The organism is Kribbella pratensis (assembly GCF_004365355.1).
Lineage (GTDB): Bacteria > Actinomycetota > Actinomycetes > Propionibacteriales > Kribbellaceae > Kribbella.
Map to the genome: position 1 here is coordinate 1,979,700 of NZ_SODP01000002.1, position 19,999 is coordinate 1,999,698.

The window sequence follows — 19,999 nt, forward strand, 5'->3', positions numbered from 1 at the left end:
GCGCGCACCGCGGGCGGCTGGCCGGCTACTGGTTGACGAAGGTGGCGGTTTGGGTGAGGAGTTGGTTGGTGGTGGGTTGGTCGAAGAAGGTTATGAGGGCCTCGTAGGTGCCGGCCTCGGCGGCGGAGGGGTCTACTACGTAGCCGTAGTAGCCGTCGGTGTAGCCGATTACCCGGGTTATGGGATGGGTGCTGTCGGACTGGAGGCAGGCTCCGTGGACGGCGAAGAGTTCCACGGGGAGGTTGATCCAGCAGACGTCGCCCATCGTGACGGCGCTGACGGGGAGGTCGAGGGCTGGGGGAAGGGTGGCGGCGGCCATCAAGGCTTGGCCGCGGGCGCCGTCGAGGCGGGTTTGGGAGATGCGGCCGGAGGGGTCGTCGACGGCGGCGTGGGCGGTTGTGGTGGGTCCGGATGCGGTCGCGGCATGCTCGGCGGCGGTGACGACCTGTTCGACGGCGGTGGCGAGTTTCTCGGAGTCCTCGGCGGGTGGGATGTTCCGCACGGGCAGCGTCAGCGTCGTACGGCGGATTGCCGGCGGCGATTGCGGTAGTTCCAGGCCGGGCGTGGCGAGGGCTTCGCGGACGCGGGACGCGAGCAACCCACCGAGACGGGTGACTTCGGCGGGGCCGCGGCCCTGGCGGGTGAAGCGGGGGCTGACGTCGCCGGCGGCGCCTTGGAGGAAGCCGACGACGGCCGGGGCCAGGGCCGCGCGGGCCGCACCGGGCCAGTCGGCGGAGTACCGCAGGTTGTCAGGCCCGTACGTCGTCGGGTGGCACGCGAAGTCGAGCAGCACCGCCTCGAGAGAGCCTGAAAGCGAGTGCAGCGCGAGGATGCCGGCCGTGTTGTCGTGCGGACCGTTGCGGCGGTGCCGGTTGGTGCCTACGCCGATCACTTCGACCGAACGCCACGACGCGGTCACCGGCTGCCGCTGGAGCTCGGCGCCCCGGATCGCACAGATCAGCGAGTCGACGAGTGAGCGCTCCTGCTCGGCAGGGATGACGGGATGAATCTCTCCGGTCCATCCCGCCGGCCCCGAGTGTGTGTGCGACGCGGAGACGACCACGTGCGACGGTGGAATGCCGGCCGCGGCGCCGGCGGCCTCCGCGAGTTCGCGGGAGAGCGCGGAGCTGACCGCGATCGAGTCGAGCGTGAGCCAGAGCACACCCGGGTCATCAAAGCTCGACAGCCAGATCAGCGTGGCGCACAACGGGTCCGCAGTACCGGTCGCGACACCGGCGCGGGCGGAGTACCCGTCCAGCCGGTGCCCGGGCGGCGGGGTGACGTCCAGGGACGTCGCGGCCAGGAGGAGTTCGGTCATGAGGGGGCTCCCACAGTCGAACCGGCACTGATCTGACGATGGAAGCCAAGATAAACGGCCAACACCGGAATTATCGAGGTCGTCTCGGCGAGGGGCCGGGTACGGCGGTCAAGCAGGCGCATGCGACAAGTGTCTATCGGACCGGAAGGGCGCCGACCAGGCGGGCGGTGATCTCCATCGGGTTGGTGATCGCGGTCCCGACCACGACGGCGTACGCGCCCGCATCGCAGACGGCACGGATGTCGTCCGGCGTGCGGATCCTGCCTTCGGCGACGATCGGGCAGGCCAGTCGCGCCGCAAGCTGACGGACCAGGTCGATGTCCGGCCCGGTCGGCGTACGGCCGTCGGTGTATCCGGACAGCGTCGTGGCGACGAAGTCGGCGCCCGCGTCCTGGGCCGCGAGGCCGGCGTCGAGGCTGTCCACGTCGGCCATCACTGGTACGCCGAGCTCGTCGTGGATCCGGGCGATCTGCTGGTCCAAACGCTGTCCGTCGGGCCGCGGCCGGAGGGTTGCGTCGAGCGCGACCAGGTCGGCTCCGGCCGCGACGACACCGGCGGCGGACTCGTACGTCGGCGTGATGAAGACACCGGCCGGATCTCCGAGCTTGTGCAGTCCGACGATCGGCAGGTCGGTCACCGCGCGGATCGCGGCGATGTCGTCCGGCCCGTTGGCCCGGATCGCGCCGGCACCGCCCGCCTCGGCGGCCTGCGCCATCAACGCCATCGCGGCGGGTCCGTGGATGGGGTTCTCGGGGCCTGCTTGGCAGGACACCACGAGGCTGCCAGGAGCAAGAGTTCTCATCGGCGGTGCGTCACGATCAGGTCGGCGTACGTTCCGGTGGGTCCGGTTGCGAGGCGTTCAGCACCGTCGAGCGAGTTGCCGGCCGCGGGCGTGAGCCGCGCGCGCGGCGGGAGGGCGTCGCGGACCGGGGCCACCAGTTGCTCGCCCGCGCCGTTGAAGAGCCCACCGACGCAGGCGACCGGCACAGGTCCCTCACCGGCCAGTTGTGCGACCGCCGCGCCGATCGTCTCGGCGATATCCTCAGCAGCGCGTACGACGACGTCGTGCGCGACCGGATCGCCCTCGGCCGCACAACGCAGTACTTCGGGAGCGAACCGGGCCACGTCGTCGACGAGGGTTGATGAGCGGTACAGCGTGACCGGATCGAGCCCTGTGTCCGCGAGCTTCGTGACCGGCCCGCGACCGTCGCGCGAGCGCTGTACGGCGACCAGGCCAGCCCGACCGATCGCGAACGCACTGCCGGCGTCACCGAACAGGTATCCGTGCCCGTCGAGCTTCCGCCATGTTCCGTCCCGGTCGACCGCGAGACAGACCAGGCCGGTGCCAGCAGCAACCACCACGCCGTACCCCTCGGGCAGCGCTCCGGCGTGCGCGGTAACCATGTCCTGGGTCAGTCGCACCTCGTCGGCGTTCAGTAACTCGCTGACGTCAGCCGCAAACTTGTCCGCCGCGCCGGCCCCCTGCGGGTACCCGGTGAGACCGAGGGCAACGGTCTCGATCCGCCCTGTCACCTCGGCCTCCGCCGCGGCGGCGCCGATCGCGTCGAGCATCTTCCGGAGCGCATCCGGTCCGTGGGTGTAACCAGGCCCCTTGCCGGTCCGGCCGGACGGGAGAACACGGAGTCGGAGGGCGGACTGACCGCCATCGATGGCAATGCGGCTCATGCGGTGATCCAGTAGTCGGTGCCAGTGGTTCACCGCAGCGTACTCACCAGCCTCCCCCGCGCCATAGCGGCAGGCTAGCCGGGAAGGACCGCCTCGAACTGATCCAGGAGCGTCGCCAGCGGTACGCCGGTGAGCTGGATGCTGGGCTGGACCCAGTCGTTGAGGATCGGGTCTTCGGTGGCGAGGTGGCCGGAGAGCTCGGTCTGGCTCAGCTCGAAGACATGCGCGGGGTTTCCGGTCAGGTCGACGACGGCCTGCATCAGCCGACCGACCTGCTCCTCCCACAGCACGTCGACGAACTCGTGCCGGTCCGGGCGGATCAGCAGCAGGTCCACGTCGCTGTCCAGATCACCGTCGCCGCGCGCGATCGCGCCGTACACGCTGGCGTGGACCGGCGGGATCGTCCAGCCGCTGATCTCGTCGGCGAGCCGGCTGATCAACGTACTGCGGAGGTTGGCGAGCTGGTCGACGATCGGGGCCAGGATGTGCTTGCGGTTGAGTCGATAGAGCAACGAGTTGCCGAGATCGTCGACGTGCACGAGCCCGGTCGCCGCCAGCCGTTGCAGCACGAGCCGCACGCCTGCGACGCTACCCGACTCCGCGAGCTTGTGGATCTGGCGGCCGGACAGCCCCTCCTCGGCCCGCGCGAGCACCAGCAACACCGGTCCGTCCAGAGACGGCACCACTGTGCTGATCGGGCTCTTCAGATCCATAACCCGTCTCACCCTAGTGATCACCCAACCGCTCAAGTAATCACCGTGACGCGTCAGTGACCCTCCGCGTCGGCGCGGTGGGGCGGAGCTGAAAACAAGCACGCTTGATTCTTTTTGGTGGGCGTGGGACGCTCGGCGCACGGTCTCCTGGTGAGGGAGTGCAGCGTGCAACTGGATGACGTGCTGGCTGATTTGTGGGCCGAGAGTGCGGAGCTGGATCGGCTGGTCGGTGGGCTGGCCGCGGACGAGTGGGCGACACCGACGCCGGCCGAGGGGTGGACGATTGCGCACCAGATCGCGCACCTCGCCTGGACGGACGAGGCGGCGCGCTTGGCGGCGACCGATCCGGACGGGTTCAAGGCCTCGCTGCGCACGGCGGCCGCCAGCCCCACGACGTACGTCGACGATGGCGCGGCGGAGACCGCAGCGCTGCCCCCGGAGCAGCTGCTCCCGTACTGGCGGGAGACCCGCGCGGAGGTCGCCGAGGCGCTGAAGAAGGTGCCGGCCGGCGAGAAGGTGCTCTGGTACGGCCCGCCGATGAGCCCCACCTCGATGGCGACCGCGCGACTGATGGAGACCTGGGCGCATGGGCAGGACGTGTTCGACGCCCTCGGCGTACGTCGGCAGCCGAGCAACCGTCTGCGCCATGTCGCACATCTTGCGGTGCGCACGCGGGACTTCGCGTACCTGCTCAACGACCGCACGCCGCCGGCCGAGCAGTTCCGCGTCGAGCTGACCGGGCCGGACGGTGATGTCTGGTCGTGGGGATCGGAGGATGCGGCGCAGCGGGTGAGTGCCCCGGCGCTGGACTTCTGCCTGCTGGCGACACAGCGGCGGCATCGCGATGACCTGGCTGTCGAGGCCGAGGGTGCTGATGCTGAGGAGTGGCTGGGGATCATCCAGGCGTTCGCCGGGTTGCCCGGGAAGGGTCGGCGGCCGGGGCAGTTCGCATGACCGAGCCGATCCGCATCGGGAACGCGTCGGGGTTCTACGGGGACCGGTTCAGCGCGGTGCAGGAGATGCTGACCGGCGGCCCGCTCGATGTGCTGACCGGCGACTATCTGGCTGAGCTGACGATGCTGATACTCGGGCGGGATCGGCTGAAGGACCCAGCTCTCGGGTATGCGCGCACCTTTCTCAAGCAGTTGGAGAGCGGCTTGGGCGAGGCCCTCGACCGCGGTGTGAAGATCGTCAGCAATGCGGGCGGTCTGAACCCGTCGGGTCTGGCGCAGGCGATCGGCGAGTTGGCCGACAAGCTCGGGTTGCATCCGAAGATCGCGTACGTCGAGGGCGACGATCTGCTGCCCCGCGCCACCGAGCTGGACCTCGGACAACCGCTGACGGCCAACGCTTACCTCGGCGCTTGGGGGATCGCCGAGGCGTTGCAGGCGGGCGCGGACGTGGTGGTGACGGGGCGTGTCACCGATGCGTCGGTCATCGTCGGGCCGGCCGCCGCGCATCACGGGTGGAAGCGGACGCAGTACGACGAGCTGGCCGGCGCGGTCGTCGCGGGGCACGTGATCGAGTGCGGCTGCCAGGCGACCGGCGGGAACTACGCTTTCTTCAGCGAGATCCGTGACTTCGGCCGGCCCGGGTTCCCGATCGCGGAGATCCATGCCGACGGCAGCAGCGTGATCACGAAGCACGACAACACCGGCGGCGCGGTCACGATCGACACGGTCAAGGCGCAGTTGCTGTACGAGATCACCGGCGCCCGGTACGCCGGTCCGGACGTCACGGCCCGCCTCGACACGATCGAGCTCTCCATGGACGGCCCGGACCGCATCAAGATCTCCGGCGTCCGCGGTGAAGCCCCGCCGCCGACGTACAAGGTCTCGTTGAACAGCGTCGGCGGATTCCGCAACGAGGTCGACTTCGTGCTGACCGGGCTACAGCTGGAGCAGAAGGCCGAGCTCGTCCAACAACAGCTCGAGCAGGCGCTCCCGCAGCGGCCGGCCGAGCTGAAGTGGAGCCTCGCCTGGACCGAGAAGCCGAACGCGGAGTCGGAGGAAGAGGCGAGCGTCTTCCTCCGGTGCGCGGTGAAGGACCCGGATCCGAAGGTCGTCGGCCGCGCGTTCAGCAGTGCCGCGGTCGAGCTGGCACTCGCGAGCTACCCGGGCTTCCACGTCACCGCGCCGCCCGGCGACGGTTCGCCGTACGGCGTGTTCCGGGCCGGGTACGTCGACATCCACGAGGTCGAGCACGTCGTCGTACTCCCCGACGGCACTCGCACCGTGGTCGAACCGGCCGCCGAGACCCAGCCGCTGGCGCCCGTCGACGACATCGAGGAGCCGATGCCGCTGCTCCAACTGTCGAGCGGACCGCCGCGGACGCGCGAGGTCCCGCTCGGCCGCATCGCCGGTGCGCGCTCCGGGGACAAGGGCGGCGACGCGAACGTCGGCGTGTGGGTGCGCGACGAGAAGGCGTGGCGCTGGCTCGCGCACACGCTCACGGTCAGCCTCTTCAAGCAACTGCTGCCCGAGACCCAGCCGCTGACAGTGACCCGTTACCTCCTGCCGAACTTGTGGGCGGTCAACTTCGTCGTCGAAGGACTGCTGGGCGAGGGCGTCGCCGCCCAAGCCCGGTTCGACCCGCAGGCGAAGGCGGTCGGCGAGTGGCTGCGCTCCCGGTACGTCGACGTACCGGAGGTCCTGCTGTGAACGACTACCGGGATTCCGTCCGGAGTTTCATGGCCGCCGAGGTGCTGCCGCAACTCGACCAATGGGAACGCGACGGTGAGCTTCCGAGAGAGCTGCACAAGAAGGCCGGGGCCATCGGCCTGCTCGGCGTCGGCTTCCCGGAGGCGGTCGGTGGCGGCGGCGGTTCGTTGCTCGACGCGATCGACGTGGTCGAGGAGATGCACTACGCCGGTGGGTCCGGTGGCCTGGTCGCCTCGCTCCTGACCTGCGGAATCGCGCTGCCGCATATCGTTGCTGCGGGCAATCATGAGCAGATCGAACGATGGGTGCGGCCCACGTTGAACGGTGAGCTGATCGGAGCGCTGGCGATCACCGAGCCCGGTGGTGGGTCGGACGTGGCCTCCATTCGTACGACGGCTCGGCGTCAGGGCGATGTGTTCGTCGTCAACGGCGCGAAGACCTTCATCACCTCGGGCTGCCGCGCGGACTTCGTGACGACCGCGGTCCGCACCGACGGCCCAGGAGCGCACGGGATCAGCCTGCTGGTGATCGAGCAGGGGTTCGAGGTGTCGCGGCGGCTGGAGAAGATGGGGTGGCTGTGTTCCGACACGGCTGAGCTGTCCTTCACCGACGTGCGGGTTCCGGTGGGCAATCTCGTCGGAGCGCAGGGGTCCGGCTTTGTGCAGCTCGCGGTGAACTTCGTTGCCGAGCGGCTGACACTCGCCGTACAGGCGTATGCCGGGGCTCAGCGGGCGCTCGACCTGACGGTGGCTTGGTGCCGCGCAAGAGAGACGTTCGGCAGGCCGCTGATCTCACGGCAGACCGTGCAGTACACGTTGACCGAGATGGCTCGGCGGATTGATGTCGCGCGGGTGTACGTGCGCTCGGTCGCTGAGCGGGCAGACCGAGGTGAGGACGTGATCGCCGAGACCTGCTTCGCGAAGAACACTGCGGTCGAGGCCGGGCAGTGGGTGTGCGACCAAGCGCTCCAGTTGCACGGCGGTCTCGGCTACATGCGCGAGGCCGAGGTCGAACGCCAGTACCGCGACCAGAAGATCCTCGCCATCGGCGGCGGCACCACCGAGATCCTGACCGGCCTTGCCTCCAAGAGACTGGGGTTCACTCCATGAGCAACCGCGAGGCGATGCTGGAGAAGCTCGTCGCCCTCGATGCCGAGCACGCGAAGGCGCTGGCGGGCGGCGGCGAGAAGTACGTCGATCGCCACCACAAGCGCGGCAAGCTGCTCGCCCGGGAGCGGATCGAACTGCTGCTCGACCCCGACTCGTACTTCCTCGAACTGTCACCGCTGGCCGGCTGGGGGTCGGACTTCACCGTCGGCGCGAGCCTGGTGACCGGGATCGGCGTCGTCGAAGGTGTCGAGTGCCTGATCACCGCGAACGACCCGACCGTCAAGGGCGGCGCGAGCAATCCGTGGACGCTGAAGAAGGCCCTGCGGTCGGACGAGATCGCCCGGGCGAACCGGCTGCCGGTGATCAGCCTGGTCGAGTCCGGCGGCGCGGATCTGCCGACGCAGAAGGAGATCTTCATCCCGGGCGGCGCGATGTTCCGCAACCTGACCCGGCTGTCGGCCGAAGGGATCCCGACGATCGCGCTGGTGTTCGGCAACTCGACCGCGGGTGGCGCGTACATCCCCGGCATGAGCGACTACGTCGTCATGGTCGACGGCGGCGCGAAGGTGTTCCTCGCCGGACCTCCGCTGGTCAAGATGGCGACCGGCGAGGAGGCGGACGACGAGTCGCTCGGCGGCGCCTCCATGCACGCTCGGCAGTCCGGGCTCGCGGACTACTTCGCGGTCGACGAGCAGGACGCGATCCGGCTCGGGCGGCAGATCGTGTCCCGGCTGAACTGGCGCAAACCAGGCCCGGCGCCCAAGCCGTCGTACGACGAACCTCTGCTCGACTCGGACGACCTGCTGGACATCGTGCCGGGGGATTTGAAGATCCCGTTCGATCCGCGGGACGTGATCGCCCGGGTCGTGGATGGCTCGGTGTTCGACGAGTTCAAGCCGCTGTACGGCTCGTCGCTCGCGACCGGGTGGGCGTCGGTGCACGGGTACCCGGTCGGCATCCTCGCGAACGCGCGCGGCGTCCTGTTCAGCGAGGAGTCGCAGAAGGCGGCGCAGTTCATCCAGCTGGCGAACCGCGCGAACACACCGCTGATCTTCCTGCACAACACGACCGGCTACATGGTCGGCCAGGAGTACGAGCAGGGCGGGATCATCAAGCACGGCGCGCAGATGATCAACGCGGTCTCGAACTCGACGGTCCCGCACATCTCGATCCTGATGGGCGCGTCCTACGGCGCCGGGCACTACGGGATGTGCGGACGGGCGTTCGATCCACGGTTCCTGTTCGCGTGGCCGTCGGCGAAGTCGGCAGTGATGGGACCGCAGCAACTCGCCGGCGTCCTGTCGATCGTCGCGCGCGCGGCCGCGGAAGCCAAGGGGCAGCCGTACGACGAGACCGCCGACACGCAGATGCGGGCGTACGTCGAGGGGCAGATCGAGGCGGAATCCCTGCCGATGTTCCTGTCCGGCCGGTTGTACGACGACGGCGTGATCGACCCGCGTGACACCAGAACGGTCCTCGGCATCTGCCTGTCCGCCATCCACTCAGCCCCGGTCGAAGGCACCTCGTCCTTCGGCGTCTTCCGGATGTGAGGCCCATGTTCACGACTGTGCTGGTGGCGAACCGTGGCGAGATCGCGCGGCGGATCTTCCGTACGGCGCGGTCGCTGGGGCTGTCGACGGTCGCGGTGCACTCGACCGCTGAGGCTCGGATGCCGTTCGTCGACGAGGCGGATGCCGCGGTTGAGCTGCCCGGAAACACGCCGGGTGAAACCTATCTGCGGGCGGAGCTGATCGTCGAGGCGGCGGTGCGGGCCGGCGCGGACGCCGTACATCCGGGGTATGGGTTCCTGTCGGAGAACGCCGGGTTCGCGCAGGCGGTGATCGACGCCGGGCTGACGTGGATCGGGCCGCCGGTGGACGCGATCTCGTCGATGGGCTCAAAGATCGAGGCGAAGAAGCTGATGGCGGCGGCCGGGGTGCCGGTGCTGGCCGAGCTCACGCCGGCCGAGGTGTCCGCCGACGACCTGCCGGTGCTGGTGAAGGCGTCCGCTGGTGGCGGCGGGCGCGGGATGCGGGTGGTCACCGAGCTTGCCGACCTCCCTGGCGAGATCGACGCGGCGTCGGCCGAGGCGTTGTCGGCGTTCGGGGACGGGACGGTGTTCTGCGAGCGGTACCTGGCGGCCGGTCGGCACATCGAGGTGCAGATCATGGCGGACCAGCACGGGACGATCTGGGCCGTCGGGGAGCGCGAGTGTTCGATCCAGCGCCGGCATCAGAAGGTCGTCGAGGAGGCGCCGTCACCACTGGTCGAGCGGATCCCGTCCATGCGCTCGTCGCTCTTCGACGCAGCGCGGAAGGCCGCCGCCGCGATCGGTTACGTCGGAGCCGGGACGGTCGAGTTCCTCGCGGACGACGCGGGCAACTTCTACTTCCTCGAGATGAACACGCGACTCCAGGTCGAACACCCGGTCACAGAGGAGACCACCGGCCTGGACCTGGTGGAACTACAGCTGGCCGTCGCGGCAGGCGAGCGGCTCCCGGCGGACCCGCCTCCCACCATCGGTCACGCGATCGAGGTCAGGCTGTACGCCGAAGACCCGTTGAACGACTGGCAGCCGCAGACGGGCACGCTCCACCGCTTCGAGGTACCACTTGGCATGCGCGTGGACTCGGGGGTTGAGGATGGGTCGGAAGTCACGCCGTACTACGACGCGATGCTGGCCAAGGTGATCGCGGCGGGGAGCGATCGTAGGGCGGTGGCGCGGCGGCTGGCGGCGGCGCTGGAGCAGGCGAAGATCCACGGAGTGGGGACCAACCGAGAGCTGCTGGCCTGGATCCTGCGGCATCCGGCGTTCGTCGCGGGGGACACGGATACCGCGTTCTTCGACAAGCACGGTGTTGGTGTGCGGACGGACGACGCGGTGGTGCGGGTGTCGGCGCTGGCTGCGGCGTTGGCGGATGCGGCTGGACGTGAGGCGCCGGTGCGGGTGCCGAGCGGCTGGCGGAACCTGCCGTCGCAGCCGCAGCGCAAGAGCTACCGCGTCGGGGAGGTCGTGCACGAGGTCGCCTACCGCATGACACGAGACGGTTTGGTTGCTGACGGCAACGTTCGATTGGTGGAAAGTGCGCCGGAGCGCGTGGTGCTCGAGGTCGATGGTGTACGTCGGTCCTTCGACGTCGCGGCGTACGACGGGCTGACGTGTGTGGACTCGTCCCTCGGGAGCGTCGCGCTGAGTCCCGTAGAGCGGTTCACGGACCCGGCGCGGCAGGTGGCGGCGGGGTCGTTGGTGGCGCCAATGCCGGGGACGGTGATCCGGGTCGGTGTGCAGATCGGCGACAAAGTTACCCAAGGGCAACCGCTGTTGTGGCTGGAGGCGATGAAGATGGAACACACGATCGCTGCTCCGGTCGACGGTGTGGTCGGTGAGCTCACGGTGGAAGCGGGACAACAGGTCGAGGTCGGGGCCGTACTGGCGGTTGTTGGGGAGGAAGCATGAGTTTCGTCGAGTCGGAGGAACGCCGGGAGCTGCGGAAGGTCGTCAGCGAGCTCGGGAAGAAGTACGGCTACGAGTGGTTCAACCGGCAGGCCCGGTCCGGCGGGCACACGACCGAGCTGTGGCTGGAGGCCGGCAAGCTCGGCTTCCTCGGCGTCAACCTCCCCGAGCAGTACGGCGGCGGAGGCGGCGGCATGGGTGACCTGTCGATCGTGCTCGAGGAGCTCGGCGCGGCCGGCTGCCCGCTGCTGATGCTGGTCGTCTCACCGTCGATCTGCGGCACGGTGATCTCCCGCTTCGGCACCGACGAGCAGAAGCAGACCTGGCTGCCCGGCCTGGCCGACGGTACGACGATCATGGCGTTCGCGATCACCGAGCCCGACGCCGGCTCGAACTCGCACCAGATCACGACGACAGCCCGCCGTACCGACGACGGCTGGTCGCTGACCGGCCGCAAGGTCTTCATCTCCGGACTCGATGTCGCCAAAGCAGTCCTCGTCGTCGGCCGCACGGAGGCTCTGTCGGCTGATGGGGGGAAGACCGGCAAGCTCAAGCCCGCGCTGTTCATCGTGCCGACCGACGCGCCGGGCGTGGAGTTCCAGCAGATCGAGATGGACCTGATCAGCCCGGACAAGCAGTACGCCTTGTTCCTGGACGACGTGCACCTCCCGCGCGAAGCGCTCGTCGGCTCCGAGGACGCGGCGCTGATGCAGCTGTTCGCAGGGCTGAACCCCGAGCGGATCATGGCGTCCGCGTTCGCGATCGGGATCGCGCGGCATGCGCTCGCCAAGGCAACGGCGTACGTGAAGGAACGGCAGGTCTGGAACGCCCCGATCGGCGCGCACCAGGGTCTCGCGCATCCGCTCGCGCAGATCAAGATCGAGCTCGAGCTGGCCCGCCTGATGCTGCAGAAGGCCGCCGCGCTGTACGACGCGGGCGACGACATGGGCGCGGGCGAGGCCGCGAACATGGCGAAGTACGCCGCGGGCGAGGTCGCCGTCCGGGCCACCGACCAGGCCGTGCAGTCGCTCGGCGGCAACGGCATGACGGTCGAGTACGGCGTCGCGTCACTCGTCGCGGCGGCCCGCGCGACCCGGATCGCGCCGGTCAGCCGGGAGATGATCCTGAACTTCGTCGCACAACACAGCCTGGGACTGCCGAAGTCGTATTAGGCCGAAGTCGTACTAGAAGGAGTGGGGCAATGATCATCACCAGTGAGTTCCCGCCCGTCGAGGTGCTCGACGTACCGATCCACGAGGCGGTCCTCGGCAGAGCCCAGGAGTACGGCGACCGGCCGGCGATGGTCGACGGAGTCACCGGGAAAACGCTCAGCTACGCCCAGCTCGACCACATGACCCGCCGGGTCGCGGCCGGGCTTGCCGAGCTCGGGATCCGGCACGGTGACGTGATCGCGCTCTACAGCCCGAACACGATCCTGTATCCGGTGGTCTTCTACGGCGCCACGCGCGCCGGCGCGACCGTGACCACGGTGAATGCGCTCTACACCGCGGACGAGCTGCACAAGCAGTTGATCGACTCGAAGGCGAAGTTGCTGGTGACGATCTCGCTGTTCCTGCCGGTCGCGACCGCGGCGGTCGAGGGGACCGACGTCTCGGAGATCTTCGTCTGCGACCAGGCCGAGGGGTATCGCTCGGTGCAGGAACTGCTCGCCTCCACGGCGCCCGAGCCCGAGGTGACGATCGACCCGGCCGAGGATGTGGCCGTGCTGCCGTACTCGAGTGGGACCACCGGCGCGGCGAAGGGCGTGATGCTCACGCACCGGAACATCGGGACGAACATCTCCCAGGCCGAGGTGATGATCACGCTCGAGGAGGAGGAACGGATCATCGCGATCCTCCCGTTCTTCCACATCTACGGGCTGTCCGTGCTGATGAACCTGCCTCTGCGGCTCGGCGCGACGGTCGTCGTCCTGCCGAAGTTCGACCTGCAGCAGTTCCTGACGACGCTCGATGAGCAGCGGATCACGCGCGCGTTCGTCGCGCCGCCGGTCGTGCTGGCGCTGGCCAAGCACCCGGCCGTGGACGGGGTGGACCTGTCCGCGTTGAAACACGTGACGTCCGCGGCGGCGCCGTTGGACGGTGAGTTGGCCGAGGCCTGTGCGAAGCGGCTCGGGCTGCACGCCGTACTGCAGGCGTACGGGATGACGGAGTTGTCGCCGGGCACCCACGCCGTACCGCAGGACGACCCGGAGCCGCCGCCCGGCGCTGTCGGCAAGCTGTTCCCGTCGACCGAGATGCGGCTGGTCGGTGCTGATGGCAACGATGCGGACGAGGGCGAGATCTGGATCCGCGGACCGCAGGTGATGAAGGGGTACCTCGGCCGGCCGGCCGACACCGACGCGACGATCGACCGGGACGGGTGGCTGCACACCGGCGACATCGGGCGGACCGACGCGCGCGGCTATTTGTACGTCGTGGATCGGGTGAAGGAGCTGATCAAGTACCACGGGTACCAGGTGCCGCCGGCCGAGCTCGAGGCGGTGCTGCTCACCGATGACCGGATCGCGGACGCGGCCGTCATCGGGGTCAATGCTGACGGCAACGAAGTACCGAAGGCGTTCGTCGTGCCGATGCCCGGTGTCGAGCTGACCGAGGCGGACGTGATGGAGTACGTCGCCGCGCGGGTCGCGCCGTACAAGAAGATCCGGCAGGTGGAGTTCATCGACGCGGTCCCGAAGGCGGCGTCGGGGAAGATCCTGCGGCGGGAACTGCGTGCTCGCGAGGCCGCGCGTGAGTGAGGTGCTCAAGGCGCCGCAACAGGACCGCTCGCGGGCGACCCGGCAGCGGTTGCTGGAGGCGGCGGTCGAGTCCCTGTCCGAAGTCGGGTACGCCGCGACGACGGTGAGCGTCGTGGCGACCCGGGCCGGGGTGTCGCGGGGCGCGGCGCAACATCACTTCCCGACGCGGGCGGATCTGTTCGCGGCGGCGGTCGAGTACATGACCTCGGTGCGGCTGGCCGAGATCCGTGCGCAAGCGGCTGCTCTGCCGAGCGGACCGGGCCGCACCGAGGCGATCGTCGGGATGCTGGCGGATGTGTACACGGGCCCGTTGTTCCGGGCGGCGTTGCATTTGTGGGTGGCGGCGTCGACCGAGGACGCGCTGCGACGCCAGATCGTGCGGTTGGAGTCGCATGTGGGGCGGCAAGCGCACCGGGCGCTACTGGAGGTGCTGGAGGTCAGCGAACGCACGCCCGGCGTCCGCGAAACCGTCCAGGGCGTGCTGGACATGGCTCGGGGGCTCGGCCTGGCGGACTTGCTGACGGACGACAGCGCCCGCCGCCGCGGCATCGTGCGCCAGTGGAGCCGGATCCTCGATCAAGCCCTCCGCGACCCGGGCGTGTGACCGAACGCCCGCCGGAACGTGTCAATGAACGCACTGGCCGACGCCCACCCGGTCCTGTGCGCCACTTGAGTCACCGACTCGCCGTCTGCCAGCAGAATCAACGCTTCATGCAGCCTGAGCTGAGTCCGCCACTGCGGGAACGTCATCCCGAGATCGCCCTTGCACAACCGACTGAGAGTCCGCTCGCCGGCTCCAACCTCGCGACCGAGCTCGGTCAGCGTCCTGCCATCCGACGGCTCCGCCTTCAGCAGCTCGCACAAGGCCACCAGTCGGGGGTCCCTGGGCGTCGGCAGATACGTAGGCCGCTGCGGCGACCGCCGCAGCTGATCCAGCAAAACCGCCAACAACCGCCCCCGCTCTACGGGATCGGCTGCTTCGTCGTACTCGTCAGAGGTGTAGGCGAGGATCAGCTCTCGGAGTAGCGGGCTGACGACCAGGGCCGATGGGGTTTGCATGCCGAGGGGGTTCTCCTGCAGGCCGACTGTGTGGAGGGTGGTTTCGCCGTAGGCGCGGTGCTGGTGGAGGGTGCCGGCCGGGATCCAGATGGCTCGGGTGGCGGGGGCTACCCAGCTGCCGGCGTCGGTGGTGACCGAGAGGACGCCACGTCCGGCGTACACGATCTGGTGGCGGTCGTGCCAGTGGGCCTCGATGCCGCCGCCGGCCTCGATCGGGCGCTGGCCGGTGGTCGCGGGACGTTGGCGGGTTTTCGGCATAGGTTGTCATTTTATCGGAAGCCGGACAGCCTGCCCGGCGACAACGATCGAGTGGTGAGAAGACTTCGACCGATCGGACTGATGGCGACCGGCCACGCGTGTGTGGACATCTACCAGGGCAGCGTGCCCGCACTCGTGCCGTTCCTGGTTGCCGAACGCGGTCTCGGGTACGTCGCGGTGTCCGGCGTCACCTTGGCCGCGACCCTGCTCTCGTCCGTCGTCCAGCCGGTGTTCGGCGTACTCACCGACCGGCGTCCGCTGACTTGGCTCATCCCGGTCGCGATGACCACCGCCGGCCTCGGCATCGCACTCATCGGCATCGGTCACACCTACATCCTGAGCTGGCTCGCGGCCGCGCTCTCCGGGCTCGGCGTCGCGGCGTACCACCCGGAGGCGGCGCGGGTGGCTCGCGTGGTGAGCGGTGGCAGCCATGTCGGCATGAGCTGGTTCTCGGTCGGCGGGAACGTCGGGTTCGCCCTCGCACCGGTCCTCGTCACCCCGACCATCGCCGCCGGCGGCCTCGCACTGACCCCGGTGCTCGTCGTCCCCGCCCTCTTCGGCGCCGCGATCACCTCCTGGGCGACCCGCTCGCGCGTCACCGACGCGGTCACCCGCCGCCATGCAGAAGGCACCGACGACTGGCCGTCGTTCCTGCGCTTGTCGGCGATCATGATCTGCCGCTCGATCGTCTTCGTCGGCCTCGGCACGTTCATCGCCCTGTACGCCGGCCGGCGAGTCGGCGGCGGTACGGCGACCGGCGGCGGCGCGCTGTTCATCCTGTTCGCCGCGGGCGCGCTCGGCACCTTGATCGGCGGCCGCCTCGCCACCCGGTACGGACGCGTCCGCACGCTGCGCTCGTCGTACGCCGTCGCAGTGCCGGCGATCGCCTGTCTGGTGTTCATCCCCGGCCCCGCGTTCTTCGCCTTCCTGGCATGGACCGCGATCGCGATGTCGATCCCGTTCTCGCTGCACGTGACGCTCGGGCAGGACTTCCTCCCGGGACGCGTCGGCACGGCGGGCGGCATGACACTCGGCCTCGCCGTCAGCATCGGCGGCGTTGCCACCCCAGTCCTCGGCATGATCGCCGAACACACCTCACTGCAACTCGCCTTGAGCACCCTGATCGCACTGGCCTTCTGCTGCAGTCTGATCGGATACACGATCTCCGAGCCGGCTACCGCCGGGCAGCGCGCTCCGCAATCCGCCGGTCGACCTTCGCCGCGAGTTCGTCGGGAGCGCATTCGGCCAGGTGATCGCGAACGAGCAGGTGGATGAACGCGTACTGCCCACGCCCGGTGTGCGCGAGCACGTAGCGGTCGGCGGCATACCGGAGGAAGGCGCGGCGGTGCCACGGCAGGTACCCGGTCCAGCGGAGCAGCGAGTCGTGAAGCAGCCGGGACAGCGGTCCGGCGAGGACAGGCGGCCGCCGCCGCCAGGGCTTCGCGGCGATCGTGCCGATGACGATGCCGGCTACCGCCTCCAGTTGCAGAGACGCCAAGTCGGCTCCGAGGACTACAGCGACGATGAACGCAGCAACGACGCCCCCGCCGACCCACGGGTCCATCCGCCATCCCGTGTCCGGCGTGGCGGGCAGGTGGTCCGTTGGCAGGGACTTCACCATCCGGATGCCCTGGGCAACGAGTAGCGCGATCGCGACCCCGGACGCATAAGCGGTGGCGTCACCGAGGCTCAACGCGATCCAGCTCGCCACAACGACCAGGGCCAACCGCGCCCCGAGCAGCAGCCGACGCGAGTTGTCGTGGAGGACGACGAACTCGACGGCGTACGACCCAGCGATCATCCCGGCCTCGATGATGAGCGCCACCTTCGCCGTCAGCAGTTCAACCAGCCCTAGCGCGGCCACAGTCACCAGGACAGTCACCGCTGTGGCGCCCAGCCACACCAGAGCGAACAGCAGCCCGCGGTCCGGTGCGCTTCCGGTCAGCCGTTGCCAGGAGTGCGGCCTGAGGTGAACGAGCAGGAGCGCTGCACCTGCGACGGCCACCCCGGCGAGTGCGCCGTACTGCGCAATCATGACCAGCGTCGCGCCCGCACTGATTGCAGCGAACAGAGCCGGCAGGCAGACCGCATGCGTCACGTAGTCCACGTCCGGCAGCGACAGTCCGAACCAGCCGTTCGGAGTCATCCACCGCGGTACGTCGGTGCGGTCGCCTGCACGGCTACGCGTCCACCACGCCAGACACCACAGTCGTCGTACGGCGGTCTTGGCGTCGTACTGCCTTGCTGTCTTGCGATTCCGGGCGAGGACCTCGCAGATGTAGGTGTCGAAGAGCTCGCGCCGCAGGTCCGCGACCCCACCGGCGAGCACATCCTCCGGCGCTCGGCCCCGGTACGCCAGCACCATCACGTTGAGCATCAGCGGCGAGTTGACCAGATCCCAGAGTTCGTCGTCCTGCTCGATCGCTACCCGAGCACCGTCGAGTGCCGAGCCGACAGCGGCGAAGTAGTCGAGGACCTGTTGTCGCGTGAGCGGTCTGATGTGCACAGCGCCGTACAGCCTGAGTTGGTGGGGCAGACGCTCGTAGTCGTGCGTACGGCAGGTGACCGCTATCGGACCGATCAGATAGTTGTGGCGGAGCTCCTCCAGGACCGGTGCGAGCTTGGCGCGGTCCGGTTCGTTGATCTCGTCGAGTCCGTCCAGCAGCAGGCCTAGACGGCCGTCACGCAACCACGTGCGTCCCACCGGCGCTGGGATGCCGTAGCGGTCGTCCAGCTCGTACAGCAGCCAGCGGACGAAGCCGGCAAGCAGTGCGCTGTCGTTGGGGTCGTCGTCGCTGCGGTGGGCGGACTGGGTGTTCCAGCCGGCCAGATCGAGCAGGACCGGGATCGGCAGGTTGTCGTCGGCATGTGCTTGCTCTGTGAGGTTCTTTGCGAGCTCCAGCAACAGAGTGGTTTTGCCGGCGCCAGGTGCACCCAGGATCAGCATGGAGTCCTGGAGCTCGTCGAAGACGTTCGCGATGTCCGCCTCGTTCGGGACGCGCCTGGACTCACGGTCGAGCGGCTGGACGAGCAGGTCGTACGGACGAACCACTGCGTCCGGGTGCTCCTCCAGAGCCAACGCGATGCGAGTACGCGAGGCGAGCGAACCGGCCCGGCGTTCGGACAGGTAGCGGTCGATGCGGGCCAGCGCGTTCCTACGGTTACGCGGCTGGTCGGCGCTCCGGCTGGAGACGACGGGCAGGCGACGGTTGCGCACCTCGAGCAGGGCGGTGACGATCGTTGCCGCCCACAGCACTCCGATCAGCGGCCAGGCCCAACCGACGTACGGCTCGAGGAAGGCCGGCGCGGTCCCGCCGGTGCCGACGTTGATCGCGATCGGTAGCAGCACCAGCGTGAGCGAGATGGTCACCACGAGCACGACGGCGCGCACCAGACCGTCCCGCATCCTCACCCACCGGAGCGTAACGGTCCGTGAGCCCACCGTCCCGGCCACGCGCGTCGCCGTCCAGCAGGCGACCGGGGCGTGGGGAATTGTTGTCGGTTCACATAGATTGACCAGTAATATGACTACGCAGCGGATCGACCGGACGAGTGTGGGGCTTCGCTCGGAGCGGGGCCCGATCCTGCTGGCGGTGATGCTGAGCATCGGGCTGGTCGCGATCGACGCGACGATCCTGGCCACCGCCGTACCGTCCGTCGTCGACGACCTCGGCGGGTTCACCCAGTTCCCCTGGCTGTTCTCGATCTACCTGCTCGCCCAGGCGGTCTCCGTGCCGATCTACGGCAAGCTCGCCGACCAGCGCGGGCGGAAGCCGATCATGCTGCTCGGCGTCGGGCTGTTCCTTCTCGGGTCGGTGCTGTGCGGGTTCGCGTGGAGCATGCCGGCGCTGATCGCGTTCCGGCTGGTCCAAGGGCTCGGCGCAGGGGCGATCCAGCCGATCGGGATGACGATCGTCGGCGACATCTATACGGTCGCGGAGCGGGCCAAGGTGCAGGGCTACATCGCCAGCGTCTGGGGCATCTCGTCGTTCGTGGGCCCGACGCTGGGGGGTGTGTTCTCGGACTACATCTCCTGGCGGTGGATCTTCTTCGTGAACATCCCGCTCGGGATGGCGGCCGCCTGGGTGCTGGTCCGCCGGTTCGAGGAGAAGGTCGCGAACAAGACCAGCCACCAGATCGACTACGCCGGCGGCATCCTGCTCGCGGTCGGCGGTTCACTACTGCTGCTCGGGCTGCTCGAGGGCGGCGTGATGTGGAACTGGGACTCCGGCTCGAGCATCGCGATCCTCGCCGCGGCGGTCGTGCTGCTGATCACGTTCGTCCTGGTCGAGCGCCGCGCCGCTGAGCCGATCCTGCCGTTGTGGGTGCTCGGCCAGCGGGTGCTGAACTCGGCGAACTCGGCCGCGTTGCTGATCGGGTTGCTGATGATCGGGCTGTCGACGTACGTCCCGCTGTACGCGCAGAGCGTGCTCGGTACGTCGGCCCTCGTCGCCGGATTCGCCTTGGCGGCGATGACCTTGGGCTGGCCGATCGCTGCATCGTTTGCCGGCCGGATCTATCTGCGGGTCGGCTTCCGCACCACGATGCTGATGGGCTCGATCATCGTCGTCCTCGGCTCCGGGCTGCTGCTGACGGTCGGGCCGGGAAGCTCCGTGCTGCACCTGGCGGCGGCGTGCTTCGTGATCGGCGTCGGCCTCGGTTTCTCTGCGTCGCCTTCGGTCGTCGCGGCGCAGTCGTCGGTGGACTGGCAGACGCGCGGTGTGGTCACCGGCGCGAACATGTTCTCCCGCTCGGTCGGCAGTGCGGTCGGCGTCGCTGTGTTCGGTGCCGTGGCCAACGGTGTGGTGGCCGCGCGTCTCGGCGGTGACCACGAGGACCTCGAGAAGCTCCCGAGCGACGTACTCGCCCCCGCGATCCACGACGTGTACTACGGCGCCGCGATCGCCGCCGTACTCCTCGTAGCCGCCGTCATCTTCATGCCGAACCGAGTCGCCGAGCGTCCGCTGTCCAACGCCTGATTAGG

General features: G+C 69.0%; 16 protein-coding genes. 10 read left to right on the forward strand and 6 right to left on the reverse strand.

Translation table 11 applies throughout. The features are described from left to right. Positions 1-25: 25 nt before the first annotated feature. From EV653_RS26365 to EV653_RS26380, 4 genes are all read right to left on the reverse strand, one after another. Positions 26-1,318, reverse strand: coding sequence for a hypothetical protein (locus EV653_RS26365; RefSeq protein WP_134106348.1), 1,293 nt, complete (start codon positions 1,316-1,318; stop codon positions 26-28). 133 nt (positions 1,319-1,451) lie between these two features. Next, the gene (locus EV653_RS26370) at positions 1,452-2,120 is read right to left on the reverse strand and encodes an N-acetylmannosamine-6-phosphate 2-epimerase (protein WP_134106349.1); all 669 of its coding nucleotides are present in this window, start codon (positions 2,118-2,120) and stop codon (positions 1,452-1,454) included. Then, positions 2,117-3,004, reverse strand: a complete 888-nt coding sequence (locus EV653_RS26375) for an N-acetylglucosamine kinase (protein ID WP_134106350.1) — start codon at positions 3,002-3,004, stop codon at positions 2,117-2,119. Before EV653_RS26375 ends, EV653_RS26370 begins: the two co-directional genes overlap by 4 nt. 74 nt (positions 3,005-3,078) lie before the next feature. Beyond that, on the reverse strand, positions 3,079-3,717 hold the full coding sequence (locus EV653_RS26380) for a hypothetical protein (RefSeq protein WP_238160096.1): 639 nt from the start codon (positions 3,715-3,717) through the stop codon (positions 3,079-3,081). A gap of 165 nt (positions 3,718-3,882) precedes the next feature. Here EV653_RS26380 and EV653_RS26385 point away from each other — a divergent pair, with 165 nt between their 5' ends. The 8 genes from EV653_RS26385 to EV653_RS26420 are packed head-to-tail and all read left to right on the forward strand — an operon-like array spanning position 3,883 to position 14,302. Next, positions 3,883-4,671 carry a TIGR03084 family metal-binding protein gene (locus EV653_RS26385; protein ID WP_134106351.1) on the forward strand — a complete coding sequence of 263 codons (789 nt, stop codon included), beginning with the start codon at positions 3,883-3,885 and terminating at the stop codon, positions 4,669-4,671. Next, positions 4,668-6,377: an acyclic terpene utilization AtuA family protein gene (locus EV653_RS26390; RefSeq protein ID WP_134106352.1), complete on the forward strand. Its 1,710-nt coding sequence runs from the start codon at positions 4,668-4,670 to the stop codon at positions 6,375-6,377. Before EV653_RS26385 ends, EV653_RS26390 begins: the two co-directional genes overlap by 4 nt. Further along, a complete protein-coding gene (locus EV653_RS26395; protein WP_134106353.1) occupies positions 6,374-7,486 on the forward strand; it encodes an acyl-CoA dehydrogenase family protein in 1,113 nt (370 codons plus the stop codon). The genes EV653_RS26390 and EV653_RS26395 overlap by 4 nt, the downstream gene beginning before the upstream one ends. Next, complete coding sequence (locus EV653_RS26400) at positions 7,483-9,036, forward strand: acyl-CoA carboxylase subunit beta (protein WP_134106354.1); 1,554 nt, start codon at positions 7,483-7,485, stop codon at positions 9,034-9,036. Before EV653_RS26395 ends, EV653_RS26400 begins: the two co-directional genes overlap by 4 nt. 5 nt (positions 9,037-9,041) lie before the next feature. Continuing rightward, positions 9,042-10,943, forward strand: a complete 1,902-nt coding sequence (locus tag EV653_RS26405; RefSeq protein WP_134106355.1) for an acetyl/propionyl/methylcrotonyl-CoA carboxylase subunit alpha — start codon at positions 9,042-9,044, stop codon at positions 10,941-10,943. Then, positions 10,940-12,112, forward strand: a complete 1,173-nt coding sequence (locus EV653_RS26410; protein WP_134106356.1) for an acyl-CoA dehydrogenase family protein — start codon at positions 10,940-10,942, stop codon at positions 12,110-12,112. Before EV653_RS26405 ends, EV653_RS26410 begins: the two co-directional genes overlap by 4 nt. A 29-nt stretch (positions 12,113-12,141) precedes the next feature. Beyond that, positions 12,142-13,698 (forward strand): AMP-binding protein, encoded by a 1,557-nt coding sequence (locus EV653_RS26415; protein ID WP_134106357.1) that lies wholly within the window; start codon positions 12,142-12,144, stop codon positions 13,696-13,698. Then, the gene (locus EV653_RS26420) at positions 13,691-14,302 is read left to right on the forward strand and encodes a TetR/AcrR family transcriptional regulator (protein WP_202871820.1); all 612 of its coding nucleotides are present in this window, start codon (positions 13,691-13,693) and stop codon (positions 14,300-14,302) included. The genes EV653_RS26415 and EV653_RS26420 overlap by 8 nt, the downstream gene beginning before the upstream one ends. On the opposite strand, the gene EV653_RS26425 is transcribed toward EV653_RS26420, so the two are convergent. Further along, positions 14,275-15,015, reverse strand: coding sequence for an AraC family transcriptional regulator (locus EV653_RS26425; RefSeq protein ID WP_134106358.1), 741 nt, complete (start codon positions 15,013-15,015; stop codon positions 14,275-14,277). The two genes, EV653_RS26420 and EV653_RS26425, sit on opposite strands and share 28 nt — an antisense overlap. 54 nt (positions 15,016-15,069) lie before the next feature. Here EV653_RS26425 and EV653_RS26430 point away from each other — a divergent pair, with 54 nt between their 5' ends. Further along, positions 15,070-16,290 (forward strand): MFS transporter, encoded by a 1,221-nt coding sequence (locus EV653_RS26430; protein WP_238160098.1) that lies wholly within the window; start codon positions 15,070-15,072, stop codon positions 16,288-16,290. On the opposite strand, the gene EV653_RS26435 is transcribed toward EV653_RS26430, so the two are convergent. Next, positions 16,190-18,421, reverse strand: a complete 2,232-nt coding sequence (locus EV653_RS26435; RefSeq protein ID WP_238160213.1) for an NACHT domain-containing protein — start codon at positions 18,419-18,421, stop codon at positions 16,190-16,192. The two genes, EV653_RS26430 and EV653_RS26435, sit on opposite strands and share 101 nt — an antisense overlap. A 118-nt stretch (positions 18,422-18,539) precedes the next feature. On the opposite strand from EV653_RS26435, the gene EV653_RS26440 reads away from it, so the two are divergent. Continuing rightward, positions 18,540-19,994, forward strand: coding sequence for an MDR family MFS transporter (locus EV653_RS26440; RefSeq protein WP_134106359.1), 1,455 nt, complete (start codon positions 18,540-18,542; stop codon positions 19,992-19,994). Positions 19,995-19,999: the final 5 nt, after the last annotated feature.